Raw genomic sequence first — 16,746 nt, 5'->3', positions numbered from 1 at the left:
CGCGATGGAAGCCCGGCTCGACTACTTCGGCAACCCGGTCGGGGGAAAGTTCCTGAAGACCATCATTTCGGCGGGGAAGGCGCTGGCCGGCTCATCTCTGCCGCTGACGATCCAGGAGCTGGTGCGGATGCGCGCGAGCCAGATCAACGGCTGCGCGGTATGCCTCGACATCCACACCAAGGAGGCCGCCGCCGCGGGCGAATCGGACGTGCGGATCAATCTGGTCGCGGCGTGGCGGGAGGCGACGGTCTTCACCGACGCCGAGCGCGCCGCGCTGGAGGTGACCGAGCAGGCCTGCCGGATGGCCGACGGCGGTGGCGTCACCGACGAGGCGTGGGCGAATCTCGCCGAACACTTCGACGAGGACCAGCTCGCCGCGCTGGTGGCGGTGATCTCGCTGATCAACGCCTTCAACCGGGTGAACGCCATCGTCCAGAACCCCGCCGGTGACTACCGGGCCGGGCAGTTCGGCTGACCGCTGTTCGATGGGCCGAGCTCCGTGTCCCCGGGACGCGGAGCCCGGCCCCGCACCGTGCGATCCACCGACCGACAAAGTTCGGAGAGACCATGACCACCACCGGTACCGCGCACAATCTGGCGACGTTCACCCGCTTTCACGACGCGACCAATACCGGCAGCTTCCAGATCATCGAGTCGGCGATCGACGAGATCGTCGACCCGGACGTGGTGTTCCACGCGCCGGTGCCGATCGAAACGACGGGGGCGGAGGCGCTGAAACAAGTGTGGACGGTGCTGCTCCGCGCGTTCCCCGACCTGAGGGTCACGGCCGAGGACGTGCTCGCCGACGGGGACAAGGTCGTCTGCCGGAACACCGTCACCGGTACCCATCGGGGCGAGTTCAGGGGGCTCCCGGCCACCGGAAAGGCCGTCCACTACAGCGAGATCTTCATTCTCCGGTTCGCCGGAGGGCGGATCACCGAGATCTGGGGTGTCGTCGACGTCCTCACCCAGCTGCGGCAATTGGGCGCCCTCGCGGCGTAGCGGTCACACCTCTGTCCACGGCCGGAGCTTCTCGGGGTTCCGAACCCCCCAGATGTGCCGGATGTGGTCGTCGGCGACGTGGAACGCGAACACCGCGACGGTCAGCCCGGCTTGCTGGAGGACAAGGCCGGGCCGGCCGTTGACGGTCCGCTCCAGAAGCTCGAAACCGGTCGCCTTGTGCGCCACCGCCATGAGATAGGACGCGACCTGTTCGCGGCCTTCGAAGGGGTGAAGCGCGGCGCTGACGAGCCCTCCGCCGTCGCCGACGGCTTTGACATCGGGATCGAGGAGACCGATGAGCGCTCCGATGTCCTTGGCTTCCCACGCTTTCTTGAATTCCTTGACGAGATCGGCCTGCCGGGCGATCGGGGCCGGGGTGAGGCTTGTCGCGCGGATGCGGCGACGGGCGGAGGAGGCCAGCTGGCGGCAGGCCGCCGGGCTGCGGCCGACGATCTCCGCCACCTCGGCGAAGGCGAAGCGGAAGACGTCGTGCAGGACGAACGCGACTCGCTCGGCCGGGGTCAGTGACTCGAGCACGACGAGGAACGCCATGTTGATCGACTCGTCGAGGGTGATCCGGTCGGCCGGGTCGACGGCGGGCGGCCATCCGGTCGTCCATTCGAACTGCCCCGGCAGCGGTTCGGGGATCCATTCGCCGACATAGCGTTCCCGTCGCGCGCGTGCCGAGCCGAGGAGGTCCAGGCAAATACGGCCGGCGACCGTCGTCAGCCAAGCACCGGGGGAGGCGATCGCTTCCCGCTGGGCGGAGGACAAGGCGTACCAGCGGGTGTAGGTCTCCTGCACCACGTCCTCGGCCTCGGACAGGGAACCGATCAGGCGGTACGCGAGCCCGATCAGCTGACGCCGTTCGCTCACGATCGCCTTCAAGCCCGGGTCGAGCGGGCCAGGTGTCTGCTCGGATGGATCGTTCATGGGATTCGCCCCCCGGTCGCGTGCACTGTCCCAGGTACGACGAGAGAGCGCCGCCGGATGTGAGGTCACCCCACCCCACACATCCGGCGAAGGCCGTCAAGGACAGCGCTAGGCGGTCACCGCGCGGGGGAAGTCCTTGCGCTTGATCTTGGCCCGACGCCCGTCCGGGTGGTGGAAGACGATGCCCTCGGCGGGGTGCCCGGGGGAGAACTGGCTGTCCAACGTGGCGAGGAAGTCACGGAGTTCGCCGTAGCTGCGCGGCGCCTCGGGCAGGGCCGGTGCCTGGAAATTGAAGGGGATGCACCGGTGGTCGTCCAGCCCGAGTGGGTTGCCTTGGATGCGAGGGCCGAGCGCCTCGCTGGGGTGCTCACCGTCCGGCCACCCGGACACGTCGGTGTTCCCGGCCGCCGCGAGGATCCACTTGTCGTCGGCGGATCCGCTGTCGGTGTCGACGTACCAGCCGTCCACGATGCCCTGGGCTTTCTGCTCCTTGCTCGGGTTACGCCGCTTCTCGACCCGGACAAGCTGGCCCGCGCGGACGGTCAACCGGATGTTGGTGCCGTCGAGTTTCTCGGTCCCCACCCCGGCGCCGTCGAAGACCCACGCGCATTCGGCGCGAGGTCTGTCGATGACGTGGAAGCGCTCGTCGCGCTCGAAAAGCGTGGGGATCTTCTCCATGACGGTCTTCCCTTTCACGACGTGCCCGATGAGTTCCTCAGGGGTGATGACGCCGCGGGCCAGCCCGCCGGCGAGCGCCCGTATCAACTCCGCCACGGGGACGTCAGCTTCGACGGCCACGTGCTTCAGTGCCTTTTTCTCCTCCGGGGAGATCCAGGCGACCAGCCGTGACCAACCCTCGGGAGGTGTCCATCGGGCCAGCGTCGCGGGGTCCTTCCGCGGCCTGCCTCGTCCTCGTGCTTGATCCACGGCTGAACCGTAGCCAGCCACGGCGACTTGTGTCAATTGGCATAACAGAAAATAGTCGAGTCAGCTGGCGCCCGCCTCTCCGAGGATCCGGGCGACGGTCGTCTGGCCCTTGGACCGGGCATGGGCGAGCGGGGAGACGCCCTTCTTGTCGGCGAGGCCGACGTCCGCGCCCGCGGCGGTGAGCGCTCGGACCACCTCCTGATGACGTGGTCCGCCGTCGCCGAGGATGACCGCCTCCAGCAGGGCGGTCCAGCCCAGGTCGTTCACGTGGTCGACGTCGATCCCGCTGCTCGCCACCAGCCGCACGTACTCGACGTGCCCGCGTTCGGAGGCGGGGATCAGTGAGACGCCGCCGAACCGGTTGGTGATGGTCAGATCCGGCTTCGCCTCGAGCAGCAGCTTCGCCATCGGCACACTGCCGGTGACACCGGTGACCAGCCACGGCGTGTCGTGCCGTCCGTCGAGCGCGTTCGGGTCGGCGCCCGCCTTGACGAGGATTTCGGCGATTTCGACACGGTCTTCGGTGACGGCGACGAGCAGCGGGGTCCGGCCGTGATCGTCCCGTGTCTCCAGGTCGGCGCCGGCGTCGACGGCCTGCTTGACGAGGTTCACGTCGGCTTCGAAGAGTTGATTCACGGGGACTCCTTGGCGGTGCGGCCGGGACTCGACCGGCGGGGTCGGAGCGCTCGGCGCGGACGGGGGTGGAGCGCCCGGTGCCTGCGGGGAGCAGGCACCGAGCACGAGGGCGGCGAGCAGCGCCACGATCGCCCTTTCCCCGATCATCAGCGAAGTTCCCCGATGGCGCGCAGGCCGGCCGCGGCGAACTTCTCGTCGAGGTCGCCGCTGGGCGCGCCGCCGACCCCGATCCCGGCGATCGGGCCGCCGTTCGCGGCGACCGGCACACCACCGGCGAGGAAGAGCGTGCCGGGGATGTCGCGGACGGTCGGGCCGGTGCCCTGGGCGTTCTTGTTCAGCGCGGACGTCGCCTGCCCGAAGGAGACCGCGGTGAAGGCCTTGCGCTTGGCGGACTCCTCCGTCTGCGGCCCGGCGCCATCACCCTTGAGCAGGACCCGCACGTCGCCCGACCGGTCCAGCACGGCCACGGTGACCCGCTGGCCCTCCTTCTCGGCGGCGTCCAGCGCGGCCTGCGCGGCGCGGGTGGCGGCGTCGACGCCGAGAACGCTGGTCTGCACGATCGCCGGCTGGGCGGGCGGCTGCGGCTTGCGGTCCTGCGCCTGCGCCGCACCCAGCCCGGTGGCGAGGGCGACGGTCGCGAGACCGGCCGTCATACCCAGGACGAGGCGAGTGCGGGGGAGCTTGGCGTTCATCGGATTTCCTTTGCCGTGGAGGGGGTGTTCGTTCTCCTACGACTCTCCTGCCTGGCAGGGCCCGGCGAATCAGGTGTGTGGACCTTGATCGGACGCCGTGCGATCGGTGCGGGCATCAACCGAACGATTGATGTGGGACAGCCCTCCTCCCCGCTTACGATCATCGGCGACGAAGGGAGGACCGAGATGAAGCCGCACACCGGGGTGGTCACCCGGCTGAACGCCGCCATGCACGCCGGGTTCTTCCTGCTGCTGGCCGCGTCGGTGGCCCGGTTCGTCGCGGCGCACGGATCGAGCGGCGCCACCCCGCTGATCCTCTCGCTCACCGGCGCGCTCGCGCTGGTCTACGTGGCGGGGGTACTGAGCTGGGCCGTGCTCGGCCGGTGGCATCAGGTGTGGCTGGCCGCGGTGATCGGGGTCTGGCTCGCGCTCGTCGTGGCCGCGCCGAGTTTCGCCTGGTGCGCCGTGCCGTTGTTCTTCGTCTGCCTGCAGGTACTGCGCCCGCGGACCGTGATCGTGGTGGTCGTCCTGCTGACCGTCGCGACCATCCTCGCCCAGTTGAGGATCGCGAGCGAGTTCGATCCGAGCATCGTGCTCGCACCGATCGCCGTCGCGCTGATGGCCACGATGACGTTCCTGCAACTCGACAGGGACCGGAAGAAGCTGGGCAACCTCGTCAAGGACCTGCTCGGGGCGAGGGTCGACCTCGCGCAGAGCCAGCGCCTGGCCGGGATGATGAACGAGCGGGAGCGCCTGGCACGGGAGATCCACGATGCCCTCGCGCAGGGGCTCTCGAGTATGCGGATGCTGCTGCAGGCGGCACAGAGGTCGTGGGACACGGACCCGGAACTGGCCAAGGCACACGTGTCCCGCGCGGTCGACGCGGCAGGCGACACGCTTGCCGAAGCGCGCCGGTTCGTCCAAGACCTGGGTTCGCCGAGGCTCGACGCCACCGATCTCGCCGAATCCTTGAAGGACCTCGCCGAGCAGATCGGTTTCGCCGCCATGCACGAGGTGCGCTTCCAGACCAGCGGAGATCCGTATCCACTGGCGCCCCGGCTGGAGGCAGGTCTGCTCCGGGTCGCGCAGGGCGCGCTGGCGAACGTGAGCGAACACGCCGGGGCGGAAAAAGCCGCGATCACACTGACTTACCTGGCCGACAAGGTCGTCCTCGACATCCGCGACGACGGTGTCGGCTTCGATCCGGCTTCGGCGCGCACGAGCGGCGACAGGGGAAACGGGCTGCGGATGATCAGCGAGCGGCTCGCCGAGCTCGGTGGTGAGATGGTCGTCGAGAGCGCTCCTGGAGAGGGCACCGCTCTCGCCGTCACCGTGCCCACAAGGGAGGTGCGATGACCATCCGCGTGCTGATCGTCGACGACCATCCGGTGGTGCGGGCGGGAATCGCCGCGCTGCTCGCCGGGGAGCCCGCCTTCGAGGTGATCGGCGAATGCACCGGCGCCGACGAGGCCGTGCTGTTCGCCGAGGCCCGGAAACCGGACGTCGTGCTGATGGACCTGCAGCTCGGCGACGGCCCCGACGGCGTGAACGCCACCGAGCGCCTGACCGCCCTGCCGGACGCCCCGAAGGTGCTGGTGCTCACCACCTACGACGCCGAACTGGACATCACCAGGTCGGTCGCCGCCGGTGCCACCGGCTATCTGCTCAAGGCGGGACCGCCCGAGGATCTCTTCCGTGGCATCCACGCGGCCGCGCGCGGCGAGACAGCCATGGCACCCCAGGTCGCGGCCCGGCTTTTCGGGCACATGCGCGCACCGGCACCCGCGCTGAGCCCTCGTGAGACCGAGATCGTGCAGCTACTGGCGGAAGGCCTGATCAACCGTCAGATCGCCACACGCCTGTTCATTTCCGAAGCGACCGTGAAGACACACCTGGTCCACATCTACGACAAACTCGGCGTCGACAGCCGTGCCGGTGCGGTGGCCGTCGCCACGGAACGGAGGATCATCCGCAACTGAAGGCGTGTGTCCGGGTCAGGGCTTGCGGCCCACGGCGGCCACGATGCAGTTGCCCGCCGCCGGCATCGGTTCCGAGCGGGGGCCGGTGGGCCACCACTGGTCGTTGACCACGATGCCGGGCTCCATGAGTTCGAGGCCGTCGAGCATTTCTTCGAGCTCGCTCCGGGTACGGAAGAAGCCCCGGCTGATGCTCTGGTTCAGGATCGCCTGCACACGATGGGCGATGGGGCTGTGCTCGTTCTCCGGGTCGAAGAAATGCGAGAACACCACGTAGGACCCGGAGGGGATCGCGTCGATGTAGGTCTGCAGGACCTGCGCCGGGGGCATCCCTTCGGCCGCGCTGTGGTGGTGCAGCGTGGCGACGTGCATCAGGGCCATCGGGCGGTTGAAGTCGAGAGTGGTGGTGACGATGTCGTTCTTCAGGACCTCGTCGGGCTCGAAGATGTTGGCGCCGATGAGGCGTGTCCGGTCGTTCTCTTCGAGCAGCGCGCGGCCGTGCGCGAGCACCACGGGATCGTTGTCGACGTACACGACCTGCGCGTCGGGATTGATCCGTTGCGCGACCTGGTGGGTGTTCTCCGCCGTGGGCAGGCCGGAGCCGCAGTCGAGGAACTGGTCGATCCCGGCCTTGCCGGCGAGGAAGCGGACAGCGCGGGTCAGGAACGCGCGGTTGCTGACGGCGATGACGTTGACCTCGGGCACGGCCTGGTTCAGCTGTGCGAGGAGTTGCCTGTCGACCTCGTAGTTGTCCTTGCCGCCAAGGGCCGCGTCGTAGGCGCGCGCCACACTGGGCACGGTCGTGTCGATCCGGTTCGAAGGAAGATCGACGTTCCCACGGTCCTGGCCCACGCAAACCCCACAGGTAATCAGACGGTCACTCAACGTCGAAAGGGATGCTACCAGCGAGTCGGGTTCACCCCACGGCGAGGACTTCGGGCGCGAATGTCGCCGTCGCGGGGGTTGTGGTCCGGATGTTGTCGTGGCTGTTCACCGTCGCGCGTGGAACGCTGGCTCTCAGCCGGAAGGCAAGGCGCTCCGCCGCTCCCAGGCGCAGGGCGCGTTCGCCGGAGTCACCTGAACCTGCCCGAGCGAGGAGCCCCCATGTTCCAGCCGCAGTTCGTGGATGTCGACGACGTCTTGCTCCACGTCCAGACCGATGGTCCCGAAGCCGGTCCGGCCGCGCTGTTCCTCCATGGCTGGCCCGACCTCTGGTTCACGTTCGAGCCGCAGATGACCGCGCTCGCCGAGCGCGGGTATCGGGTGCTCGCGCCGGATCAGCGGGGTTACGGCCTGTCGTCCAAACCCGCCACGGTCGCCGATTACCGGATGCCTGAGCTGGTCAAGGACATCGTGCTCCTCATCGAACGTCAGGAGGCGGCGCCGGTGCACCTGGTCGGGCACGACTGGGGCGGCGCGGTGGCCTGGATGGTGGCGATCGAGCGGCCCGATCTGGTCCGTTCGCTGACCATCGTCAACTGCCCGCATCCGCGGGTGTTCGCCGACGCGCTCGCCCGTAACCCCGTCCAGCTGCTGAGGAGCTGGTACATGGTGGCGTTCCAGATCCCCGGCCTCGCCGAGACGATCCTCGGTGCCCGTGGTGGCGCTGTCCTCGCGACGATGCTCAAACACGGTGCCGGGCTGAGCGAGGCCGACGTGGACCGGCACCGCGCCGCCTGGCGCAATTCGGGCGCGATCGCCCGGCCGCTGTTCTGGTACCGCGCGATGTTCCGGACGATGTCGCCGTTCGACCGCGCCGCGCGTGCGGAACTGGACCGGCCGGTCCGCGTACCGACCCAGGTCATCTGGGGACGCCGGGACGGTGCGCTGGGCAAGCAGCTCGCCGAACCCAGCGCCGCCCGGTGCGAGGAGGCCGAACTGCATTGGCTCGAAACGCGGCACTGGCCGCATCGCGAAGAGCCTCAACGGGTCACCGAGTTGCTCGAAACCTGGTTCGCGCGGCACGACGACCGGGCTTAGGCGCTGTCGTCCTCAGGCGGCGGGACGGAGTTCCAGTGTGCAGCATTTGACGCTTCCTCCGCCCTTGAGCAGTTCCGACAGGTCGGCGCCGATCGGCTCGAAGCCGCGCTCCCGTAGTCGTGCGGTCAGCCCGAACGCCGCGGCGTCGGCGGACGAGGCGATGACGGCGTCCGGGTACAGCTCCTTGAGCAGCCGACGGCTGTCTTCGGCGAACGCTTCCGGGAGGTACATGATCAGGTCGTCGTCCAGGACGGTCAGCGCGGTGTCCAGGTGGTAGTAGCGCGGGTCGGTCAAGGTCAGTCCCACCACCGGCAGACCGAAGAACTCCGTGGCCTCGTCGTGTGCCCGGGGATCGGTGCGGAAGCCTGAACCCGCCAAGATCCGGAAGCGCGCGACCAGTGCCCGCCCGTTCACCACGGTGGCGCCGTTGGCCGCGTACACCATGTCCGGCAGACCCGGCACCGGATCGAGCAGGTCCACCCGGTGCCCCAGCTCGACGTAAAGGTCACGCAGCCACTCCCACTGGGTGATCGCGAGCCGGGTGTCGGTGGGTTTGCCGGGATCCATCCACGGATTGATCGAGTACTCGACGTCGAAGTACGCCGGCCGGACCATGAGATAGTGCCGCATCTGTCTTCCCCCGGGTGTTCAGGCGGTCTGCAAGGACTTTTCGGTGCCCACCAACCGTTTGACCAGCTGGTCGCGGATGCGGGGCGGGATGTCCGGGGCGAACCGCCGGAGGTAGCTTTCGGCGTGCACCGCGTCGTCCATCAGGAACGGCAGGTCGAAGACGACCAGTTTGCGGATGGCCAGCAACGGCACCGGCGCGCGCAGCGCCTTGAACTTGTCGTTCCACAGGCCGGGCTGGTCGCAGACCGGGTGGAACTGCCCGATCATCAGGCCGTCGTTGACGAACTTGTCCTTCGCCTCGCGCTGCAGGCCGTCCAGTCCGGTGGAGTCCTGATAGTCCAGCCGCGGCAGCACGAGAAGGATCGTCAGCAGTTCCCGGTCCGCGGGCGAGATCCTGGCCGACAGCCGTTCGTACCACGAGCGCAGGCTCTCGATCGCGTCGCGGACGTCCGTCCCGCCGTTCGCGGCCGTCAAGGCCGCCAGGTGGAACAGTCCTTTGTGGAGTGATGGTTGGGTGTAGGGGCACACCGGGCCGTTGCGGCCCAGTTCCGGATGCGGGGACACCAGATAGCGTCCCGCCCAGGCCAGGATTTCCCTGGTGTACGGTAGATGTTCCGGCGGTACGGCGCCGTTCTCGACCTCGGCCGCCGTCCAGATGAGAACCTTGTCGTCGCCGATCATGATCCGATGCTTTGCGCGAAGGTGAAGACGCCGTCGGGGTCGTGCCGTTCCTTGATCTCCTTCAGCCGTGGGTAGTTGACGCCGTAGTACGCCTTGCGCCAGTCCACGAGATCCGGGTCGATGAAGTTCTGGAAAGCGCCGTCGGACACATACGGCGACATCGCGTCCCCCAAGTCCGCCAGCCAGCGGAGGTTGGCTTCGGCCACGGCGGGCTCGTCGCTCTCGGCCCACGAAGTGTCCATGGACAGCAGGAAAAGCGCGTTCCGGTGGGCGAACGCGGTCTCCGTCGCGCCCACCCGGTTGATCGCGCCACCCCACGAGAACAGGGCCGCACCACCACCGTCCGGGTTTCCGCTGCCGGGCAGGCGGTCGACGAACGAGAGCATCGTGGCGATCGCCTCTTCGGGCAGCGGTTCGGTGACGATGCTGGTCCGCGCCGCGAACGCGCCCTCCGCGGTCTCGTGCAGCAGATCGTCCTTGGCCTCCCAGAAGGTCCGGTCCGCGAGGTCCATGCGGATCGGCTGGGCGAGGGACAGGACGGGGTCGAGGATCTCGCGCAACTCCTTGGCGGGGCCGAGATGCTGCCCGATGGCCGACACGATGCCTTCCGATTCGCCCGCCTTGCTGACGCCGATCCTGACCGCGAACTCGTCCGGTGCCTCCCGTGCGATCTCCTGCAGCGACGAGAAGACCTTCGGCGCGTCCGCGCGATCCCACAGCAGCAGGTAGCTGGCGCAGTCGGTGACCGGCCTCGCCTGGAAGGTGAAGGACACGTTGACGCCGAAGTTCCCGCCGCCGCCACCGCGGCACGCCCGGAACAGGTCGGCGTTGGTGTCCGCGTCGCAGCGCAGCACCTGGCCGTCCGCGGTCACCAGCGTGGTCTCCACCAGCGCGTCCGCGGTGAGCCCGAGCCCGTGTGAGGTGGCCCCGCAGCCGCCGCCGAGGGTGAGGCCCGCGATGCCGACCAAGGCGCCGTTGCCCAGCGCGAACGCCATTTCGTGCGGCTGGATGGCGGCATAGACCTCCGCCATCCGCGCGCCGCCCGCGACCGTCACGAGCCCGTTCGCCCCGTCGGCGGACACGGTGTTCATCGCGCTGAGGTCGATCACGAGGCCGGTGTTGACCGAATGGCCCGCGTAGCTGTGCCCGCCACAGCGCACGACGACGTCGACGCCGGCGTCCCGCGCCCACTCGATGGCACGCCGCACGTCTTCGGTGTTCGCCACGGAAACGACGCCGCGGGGGGTGATTCCGGCGAACCGTTTGTTGAACGGCGTGCTGGCTTCGCCGAAACCGACTCCCCCGGGGCGCCGCACGCGGCCGTCCACGGCTCGGTCGAGGCGTCGCCAGTCCGCGTCGGAGAGGCTGCGGGACACTAGCTCACCTCGTCGAGGTAGGAGACGCCGGTCGCGGCGTGCGGGCCGTAGCGTTCCCACACCTCACGCAACCGGAGGTGACCGTCTTCGGCCACCTCCGGGGTGTTCACCGTGTGCCCGCAGATCACCTCACCGGTGGCGAGCACCATCGTCGCCCGGCCGCCGAACCGGTGGGTCAGCTCGCCACCGAGCATGGCGCCGAAGATCGCCCCGACGCTGTACGCGGCGAGGCAGATCCCGGCGAAGCCGACCGACGTGCCCCGAAAAGTCAGGTACAGGATGAGGAACGTCTGGACGAAAGCGCCCAGTTGGTTGACCAGTACGCCGCCGAGCAGATACCGGACGGGGGCGGGGGTCGATCGCAGCACCGCGAAAACGCCTGTCCTCGTGGCGCCGGTCATGCCGTCACGCCCGTCATCGCCCGGCCGATCAGTCCCGTGCCGTCGATTTCCCGTTCAGTCACACATCCTCCATGGTCGGATACCCGCGGTGGTTCACGAGACATCCCGGCGCGGGTCCAGTCCGTTGGGAGACAAGGAATGTTGCCGACATGGCCGACCGGTGCCGCCAAGGCTAGGTCCGGATCTTTCCCGGGAGGTAGGGGAAGCGTTCCCGTCGACTCGGGAATCTCGCGCCGGTCCGGAGGGGGTGCGGGGGCGCGTTGGTCGCCTGAAGTACGTGAAGGCCCCCTTCGTTGCGCCTAGCGCACTGGGCGGAACCGGGGTCAGCGGCGGGCTTCGATGGTCATGTCGCTCCGGGTCATCGCGAGGGTCGTGTCCCGGGCGAGCGTGGCGTGCGGGAAGCCGAGGTCGATCGTGCTGACCTCGTCGAGGCGGGCCCGTTGCGAGGCGGTGAAGTCGACTTCCAGCGCGCCCAGGTTGTCCTCGAGTTGGGCGGGAGTGCGGGCCCCGATGATCGGTGCCGTCACCCCGGGGTTGCGCAGCGTCCACGCCAGCCCGATCTGCGCGGGGGTGCGGCCGAGTTTCGCGGCGACCTCCTTCACGACATCCACGATGGTGAGGTTCCGCTCGGTGAGAGTGCCCAAGGCGGCGTTGAAGTTCTTGCGGGTGCCGTCTTCGACCGGCGACACGTCGCCCCGGCTGTATTCGCCCGTCAGCACCCCGCCCGCCGGCGGTGACCACGGGACGACGCCCAGCCCCATCTCGCGGGCCATGGGGATCAGGTCTCGTTCCCCGGTGCGCTCGATCAGGTTGTACTCGATCTGCAGCGCGACCAGCGGCGACCAGCCGCGCAGGATCTCTTCGACAGGCGTCGTGAAGTCCCACAGGTGCAGGTAGAGCAGGTCGATGTAGTCCGTGTTCAGCTGCCGCAGGCTGGCTTCCACCGACGCGAACAGGCTTTCCGGTGGCCGCCGCCGGAATTCGGGTCGCCGGGCCGGCGCAGCGTCGTGTACTTCGTCGCCACTACGAGACTTTCGCGACCAGGTGTGCGAGGACTTCACTGACCGCCGCCGGACGCCTTTCCCGGATCGTCGGGAATTCGCGTACCGTCCTGGTTTCGGGTGGTGCCGTGGCGGATGATCTGACGACCTGGTGCGTACACGGAAAGTGTTTGGACCGATCGCGTGATACCCATGCCGGGTGCGGGAAACGCATAGATGGTGGCTAATGCCGGTGGTACGGTCCTTCGCGGTCGAGAAACCCCATCGAGTGATCATTGCCCGTCCCGGCTTCAATGAATCGAGTTCACGCGGAGTGGCCCTGAGATGTGAATTCCGTGCCGTTTCGAAGATTCTTTCGGAACGGTCGTCAGAGTGCTGTTCGTCGTGGAATCTCCTGATGGGCCCTCTGAAACAGGAAGTATGAGTAGTGGATTTCGATGCACTGATCGCCGAACTGCGGACCCTGCGGGACAACGTCGCCGGAGTGACCGACACGGTGATAGCCGCGGTCGACGGAATACCCATCGTCGCTGACGCGGCGAAGAGTATCGATCCCGCGGAGGTCTCCGCGCTCGCCGCCGCGAATCTCGGGATCGCGCGCCAGGCGGCCGAGGTGACCGGCAAGGGCACGCTCAGGCAGACAGTGGTGTTCAGCAGTGAGGGATACATGGCCGTGTACGCCATCGACCGGATGGCACTCATGGTCATCATGGGAGACCGGCAGCTGAATGTCGGCCGCCTTCTTTTCGAATGCCGTCCGGTCATCGACCGGATCAGCTCGATCCTGGCCGCTTAGGCGTCGATCGAAACGAAGAAGTGGAGTTTGATGAACATCGAAAACGCCATGAAGGAATCCATGTCGATCGCCGGGGCCGTCGGCGTCGCCTTGGTCGACTACGAGAGCGGGATGTCGCTCGGCACCAGCGGGGGCGGTGACTGGCTCAACCTGGAGGTCGCGGCTGCGGGTAACACCGATGTCGTCAGGTCGAAGCTCCGCGTCATGTCCGCTCTCGCGCTCAACGACAGCATCGAAGACATCCTCATCACTTTGCACCGCCAGTACCACCTGATCCGCCTGCTGGATTCGGTGAGCGCCCGGAGTTCCCTTTTCCTGTACCTGGTGCTGGACCGGGACCAGGCGAATCTCGCGCTGGCCCGGCACTATCTCAAGCGCATCGAGACGGAACTGCAGGTCTGAAGGCGGGCGCGGGTACGGCGGCGACCACCCGGATCGGAGGGAGCCGGCGATGACCGCAGGCGCGTCCAGCCATAACGCACTCGTCACCGGCTCGGCGCTCATGGGTGGTCTCGGTTCGCTGTTCCCTGCCGGGTTGAAGCTTGCCGGAGATCGCCTCGAATTCGTGTTCGTCCTGCCGGACGGCCGGAACGGCCGTCACGCGACGGATCCCGAACCGTCGGACCACCCGTTCGTCGCGGTGAAGGAGCGGATCCGGCTCGGCGCCGACACCTCGGTGCCGCTGCCGCGGTTCTTCCTCGACACCGACAGCCGATGGACGCGGCTCCACGTGGAGCTCACCGGTACCGCGGTCCGGGCGGTGATCGTGCTGCCGGACGAACTCACCGCTCAGTCGCTGAACGCGCCCTTCCTCGGCTGGTGGCAGGATCAGATCCCCGGTTCCGTGCGGCTGGCGGTCGACGAGATCGCCCGGATCCTCGCGCGGTGTCATCACCGGGCAGGGGGGCCGGAGCCGTTGATCGACCTGGAGCTGGGCTACGTGCCGGACCGGAACTTCGAAGCCGTGTTCGCCCGTGCCCACGAACAGGTGCGGCCGTTCATCGCGCCGGTGCGGCCCGCGTTCAAGATGCGCTGGCACGCGGTGACACCGGCGCAGCGCAAGGCGTTCACCGACGACCTGATCGACGTCACGACGACGGGGTGGTGGCCCCGCCGCAGGCCGACCGCGACGATCATGGGGCTCGAGGTGGAACTGCCGCCCGGGCTCTTGCTGCGGCCCCGCGCAGCGCCCGGCGCGGCGAAATGAGAGGGCTCACCGCCACCGCGATCTGGAAGTCGGCCCTCGGCGTCGAGGGTTCGTCTTTCAGTTCCGCGGCGCCACCGAGCATCCACAGCGTGATCTTCTTGACCCCGACACCGTGCCGCCGCGCCACCGCGGCGTGGGACAGCTCGTGAAGCAGCAGCGAGGCGAGGAAACCCACGGCGGTGAGCCCGCCGGTCACCCAGTACCACCCGGCGCTCGCTCCGGGCGCGGCCAGGGGGAGGACCGCCGAGGCGAGGAGATCGGTGATCAGGAAGAGCACGATGAGGACCGACCAGTGGACTCGTACGGCGATTCCGGCCCACCGGCCGACCGGGATGGCGGTGCGGAACATCGGATCCCTTTCCCCGGGCGCCGTTGACCGGTGTTTCGCGGGAATGGACCGGTTCCGCGCCTAAGGTCGGCTTAGATTGTTCATGATCAGGCCGAGGGTGAAGTCGAAACGATCGTGGCCGCTGCCCGACGTCAGCTCGGCGGCATGGCGCCGGGTCTGCGGGAACGCGTCGGCGGGCAGGGCGGCGAACCGGCTCAGCAGCTCCTCGCGGCTGACGACCCATTCTTGCTCCGGGTCCTTTCGCCGCTGCTGGACCAGCGACTGTTCCAGGGCGTAGGCGCTGACGTAGAGGGACAAGGCGTCCAGCGCCCAGGCGGCTGTCCGCGGTTCGATCCCGGCGGCGAGCAGGATCGTCAGAAGTCCTTCGCGCACCTTCAGGGTGTGCAGGTTGGTGGGGACCGTGCCCAGTACGGCGCGGGAGACCCCGGGGTACTTCAGGTATTGATCGCGGATTTGAGTGTAGACGTCGCGGAGCTGCCGCCGCCATTCGGCCGGGTCGGGTTCGGGGAGTACGACCTCGGCGTAGAGCCTTCCGACCAGCAGATCGTCGATGTCGTCCTTGTTGACGATATGCGCGTACAGCGACGACGGCCCGGCGCCCAGCACCGCGGCGACCCGGCGGATGGTCAGCGCGTCGTAGCCCTCGGTGGCCACGACCTGCAGGGCGGCGTCGGTGATCCGGTCGACCGTGATGGGCTTCTTGCGTGGCGGTGTCCCGGGTTCTCCGGCGGGCTGGGCGTGACGGGCTGCTCGGCGTTGCCGGGGATCGGAGGCCATGCCGGTCACTCTAGCTTGACACGAACTTAGTTCGCCAAGTAGAACTTAGTTCGTACAGAACGAACTTAGTTCGTTGCGTCGTCTTCGGGAGGTTTGTGATGCGAGTTTCGATTGCCGGAGCCGGGCTGGGAGGCCTCGCCTTGGCGCAGGGCCTGCGTGGCGCCGGGATCGAAGCCGCCGTGTACGAGCGGGATCCGGCGATCACCGCGCGGTTCCAGGGCTACCGGCTCGTGCTGAACCCGGCGGGTCTCGAAGCGGTGCGAGGCTGCTTGCCGTCACGCTGGCATCCGCTGCTGGACGCGATCGTCGGTGACGCCTACGGCGAGCGCCTGATCCTCGACCCGCGGCTGAACACGATCGGCGAACTCGGCCCCGGCCGGACCGGGACCGTGGTCGACAGGCACGTCCTCCGGCATCTGCTGCTGACCGGGCTCACCGTGCACACCGGTGCCGCGCTGACCGGGTACGGAGTCCTGGGCGAGGGCAAGGTCGACGCGCGCTTCGCACAAGGTGACCCGGTCACCTCCGATTTGCTCGTCGGGGCGGACGGGGTCAACTCCGCCGTTCGCGCCACGCTTGCGCCGCGGACCGCTCCGACCGACACGGGCGTCCGGTTCGTCATCGGCCGCACGACGCTGACCGAGCGCTTTTCCGGACTGTCGAAGGCTTTCGGTTCGAAGATCGCCGGGGACGGGGTGAGCCTGCTGCTCGGGGCGATGCGGTTCCGCACTCCGCCGAAGGAGGCGGCCGAGCGGTTGGCGCCCGAGGTGACCCTTCCCGACGTCCGTGACTACGTGCGCTGGGCGATGATCCTGCCGCCGAACGGCTCGCTCGGCGCTTCGACGCCCCAGGAAGCCGCTCTGTCCAGAATGGACGGATGGCATCCGGAGCTGCGGGCGCTCGTCGAGCAGTCCGATCCGGACAACAGCACTCTGCTCTCCATTCGGGTGGTCGAGCCCGGCGAGCGCTGGGCTCCCGGTCCGGTAACTCTGCTCGGCGACGCGATCCACGCCACCTCGCCGACCGGTGGCAACGGCGCGAACACCGCCCTGCGCGACGCGGATCTGCTGCGCCGCTGCCTGATCGAGGCCGCAGAGGGACGCCGGGACCTCGTCGGCGCCGTCGGCGAGTACGAACGTCAGATGTTCGAGTACGGTGCCGAGGCCGTGCAGCACAGTCTTGACGCGTTGCCCGCCTACGTGCCGCAACCGTAGCCGTTCTGGCGCCGAGGTCCACTGTGGAGGGTTGTGTCACGAAAGCCACTTTCGGGACGCCAGACCTGGATCCACCGGTGGGTTTTGTTGGTGATCTTGGTGGGGTTTGTTGATCTTGTTGGTGGGTGTGGGCGTGCTGGGGTGTGCTGGCTGGTCCAGCGCGTCCAC

20 protein-coding genes and 1 pseudogene are annotated in these 16,746 nt (G+C 68.3%); 9 read left to right on the top strand and 12 right to left on the bottom strand.

Translation table 11 applies throughout. From position 1 onward, the window contains the following. Positions 1–4: 4 nt before the first annotated feature. A complete protein-coding gene (locus ACFOSH_RS25775; protein WP_378241633.1) occupies positions 5–475 on the top strand; it encodes a carboxymuconolactone decarboxylase family protein in 471 nt (156 codons plus the stop codon). A gap of 92 nt (positions 476–567) precedes the next feature. After that, entirely contained in the window at positions 568–1,002 is a 435-nt protein-coding gene (locus ACFOSH_RS25770; RefSeq protein WP_378241632.1) for an ester cyclase, read from the top strand. A 3-nt stretch (positions 1,003–1,005) separates the two neighbouring features. Here the strand turns inward: ACFOSH_RS25770 and sigJ are convergent, their stop codons facing one another. From sigJ to ACFOSH_RS25750, 4 genes are all read right to left on the bottom strand, one after another. Then, positions 1,006–1,935 (bottom strand): RNA polymerase sigma factor SigJ, encoded by a 930-nt coding sequence (sigJ, locus tag ACFOSH_RS25765; RefSeq protein ID WP_378241631.1) that lies wholly within the window; start codon positions 1,933–1,935, stop codon positions 1,006–1,008. Between the two features lie 108 nt (positions 1,936–2,043). Next, positions 2,044–2,862: a hypothetical protein gene (locus ACFOSH_RS25760; protein ID WP_378241630.1), complete on the bottom strand. Its 819-nt coding sequence runs from the start codon at positions 2,860–2,862 to the stop codon at positions 2,044–2,046. A gap of 60 nt (positions 2,863–2,922) precedes the next feature. Next, a complete protein-coding gene (locus ACFOSH_RS25755) occupies positions 2,923–3,645 on the bottom strand; it encodes an ankyrin repeat domain-containing protein (protein ID WP_378241629.1) in 723 nt (240 codons plus the stop codon). Next, on the bottom strand, positions 3,645–4,190 hold the full coding sequence (locus ACFOSH_RS25750) for a GlcG/HbpS family heme-binding protein (protein WP_378241628.1): 546 nt from the start codon (positions 4,188–4,190) through the stop codon (positions 3,645–3,647). The genes ACFOSH_RS25755 and ACFOSH_RS25750 overlap by 1 nt, the downstream gene beginning before the upstream one ends. A gap of 186 nt (positions 4,191–4,376) precedes the next feature. Between ACFOSH_RS25750 and ACFOSH_RS25745 the strand changes: the two genes are divergently transcribed. Both ACFOSH_RS25745 and ACFOSH_RS25740 read left to right on the top strand, forming a co-directional pair. Beyond that, on the top strand, positions 4,377–5,546 hold the full coding sequence (locus tag ACFOSH_RS25745; protein WP_378241627.1) for a sensor histidine kinase: 1,170 nt from the start codon (positions 4,377–4,379) through the stop codon (positions 5,544–5,546). After that, entirely contained in the window at positions 5,543–6,169 is a 627-nt protein-coding gene (locus tag ACFOSH_RS25740; RefSeq protein ID WP_378241626.1) for a response regulator, read from the top strand. Before ACFOSH_RS25745 ends, ACFOSH_RS25740 begins: the two co-directional genes overlap by 4 nt. A 15-nt stretch (positions 6,170–6,184) precedes the next feature. Here the strand turns inward: ACFOSH_RS25740 and ACFOSH_RS25735 are convergent, their stop codons facing one another. After that, positions 6,185–7,018 (bottom strand): SAM-dependent methyltransferase, encoded by an 834-nt coding sequence (locus tag ACFOSH_RS25735; protein WP_378241625.1) that lies wholly within the window; start codon positions 7,016–7,018, stop codon positions 6,185–6,187. 252 nt (positions 7,019–7,270) lie between these two features. On the opposite strand from ACFOSH_RS25735, the gene ACFOSH_RS25730 reads away from it, so the two are divergent. Continuing rightward, complete coding sequence (locus ACFOSH_RS25730; protein ID WP_378241624.1) at positions 7,271–8,146, top strand: alpha/beta fold hydrolase; 876 nt, start codon at positions 7,271–7,273, stop codon at positions 8,144–8,146. Between the two features lie 12 nt (positions 8,147–8,158). Here the strand turns inward: ACFOSH_RS25730 and ACFOSH_RS25725 are convergent, their stop codons facing one another. From ACFOSH_RS25725 to ACFOSH_RS25705, 5 genes and pseudogenes are all read right to left on the bottom strand, one after another. Continuing rightward, entirely contained in the window at positions 8,159–8,776 is a 618-nt protein-coding gene (locus tag ACFOSH_RS25725; protein ID WP_378241623.1) for a dimethylarginine dimethylaminohydrolase family protein, read from the bottom strand. A gap of 18 nt (positions 8,777–8,794) precedes the next feature. Beyond that, positions 8,795–9,457: a DUF6875 domain-containing protein gene (locus ACFOSH_RS25720; RefSeq protein WP_378241622.1), complete on the bottom strand. Its 663-nt coding sequence runs from the start codon at positions 9,455–9,457 to the stop codon at positions 8,795–8,797. Continuing rightward, complete coding sequence (locus ACFOSH_RS25715) at positions 9,454–10,833, bottom strand: FAD-binding oxidoreductase (RefSeq protein ID WP_378241621.1); 1,380 nt, start codon at positions 10,831–10,833, stop codon at positions 9,454–9,456. Before ACFOSH_RS25715 ends, ACFOSH_RS25720 begins: the two co-directional genes overlap by 4 nt. Then, positions 10,833–11,234: a hypothetical protein gene (locus ACFOSH_RS25710; RefSeq protein WP_378241620.1), complete on the bottom strand. Its 402-nt coding sequence runs from the start codon at positions 11,232–11,234 to the stop codon at positions 10,833–10,835. The genes ACFOSH_RS25715 and ACFOSH_RS25710 overlap by 1 nt, the downstream gene beginning before the upstream one ends. Before the next feature lie 323 nt (positions 11,235–11,557). Then, positions 11,558–12,273, bottom strand: a pseudogene (locus ACFOSH_RS25705) (aldo/keto reductase); the annotation flags it as partial. Between the two features lie 389 nt (positions 12,274–12,662). On the opposite strand from ACFOSH_RS25705, the gene ACFOSH_RS25700 reads away from it, so the two are divergent. From ACFOSH_RS25700 to ACFOSH_RS25690, 3 genes are read left to right on the top strand one after another with little or no spacing between them, the layout of a single operon-like run. After that, positions 12,663–13,031 (top strand): roadblock/LC7 domain-containing protein, encoded by a 369-nt coding sequence (locus ACFOSH_RS25700; RefSeq protein WP_378241619.1) that lies wholly within the window; start codon positions 12,663–12,665, stop codon positions 13,029–13,031. A 30-nt stretch (positions 13,032–13,061) separates the two neighbouring features. Then, positions 13,062–13,433 carry a hypothetical protein gene (locus ACFOSH_RS25695; RefSeq protein WP_005157656.1) on the top strand — a complete coding sequence of 124 codons (372 nt, stop codon included), beginning with the start codon at positions 13,062–13,064 and terminating at the stop codon, positions 13,431–13,433. Positions 13,434–13,482: 49 nt separating this feature from the next. Next, entirely contained in the window at positions 13,483–14,238 is a 756-nt protein-coding gene (locus ACFOSH_RS25690; protein ID WP_378241618.1) for a hypothetical protein, read from the top strand. Here ACFOSH_RS25690 and ACFOSH_RS25685 read toward each other — a convergent pair. After that, on the bottom strand, positions 14,165–14,587 hold the full coding sequence (locus tag ACFOSH_RS25685; RefSeq protein ID WP_378241617.1) for a site-2 protease family protein: 423 nt from the start codon (positions 14,585–14,587) through the stop codon (positions 14,165–14,167). The genes ACFOSH_RS25690 and ACFOSH_RS25685 overlap by 74 nt on opposite strands. Positions 14,588–14,647: 60 nt before the next feature. Then, entirely contained in the window at positions 14,648–15,373 is a 726-nt protein-coding gene (locus ACFOSH_RS25680) for a TetR/AcrR family transcriptional regulator (RefSeq protein WP_378241616.1), read from the bottom strand. Between the two features lie 89 nt (positions 15,374–15,462). Between ACFOSH_RS25680 and ACFOSH_RS25675 the strand changes: the two genes are divergently transcribed. Continuing rightward, complete coding sequence (locus tag ACFOSH_RS25675) at positions 15,463–16,578, top strand: FAD-dependent oxidoreductase (protein ID WP_378241615.1); 1,116 nt, start codon at positions 15,463–15,465, stop codon at positions 16,576–16,578. Positions 16,579–16,746 lie beyond the last annotated feature (168 nt).

Origin of the sequence: Amycolatopsis speibonae (assembly GCF_042647925.1) — a bacterium.
GTDB lineage: Bacteria > Actinomycetota > Actinomycetes > Mycobacteriales > Pseudonocardiaceae > Amycolatopsis > Amycolatopsis speibonae.
This window is presented reverse-complemented; position numbering and strand designations above follow the sequence as displayed.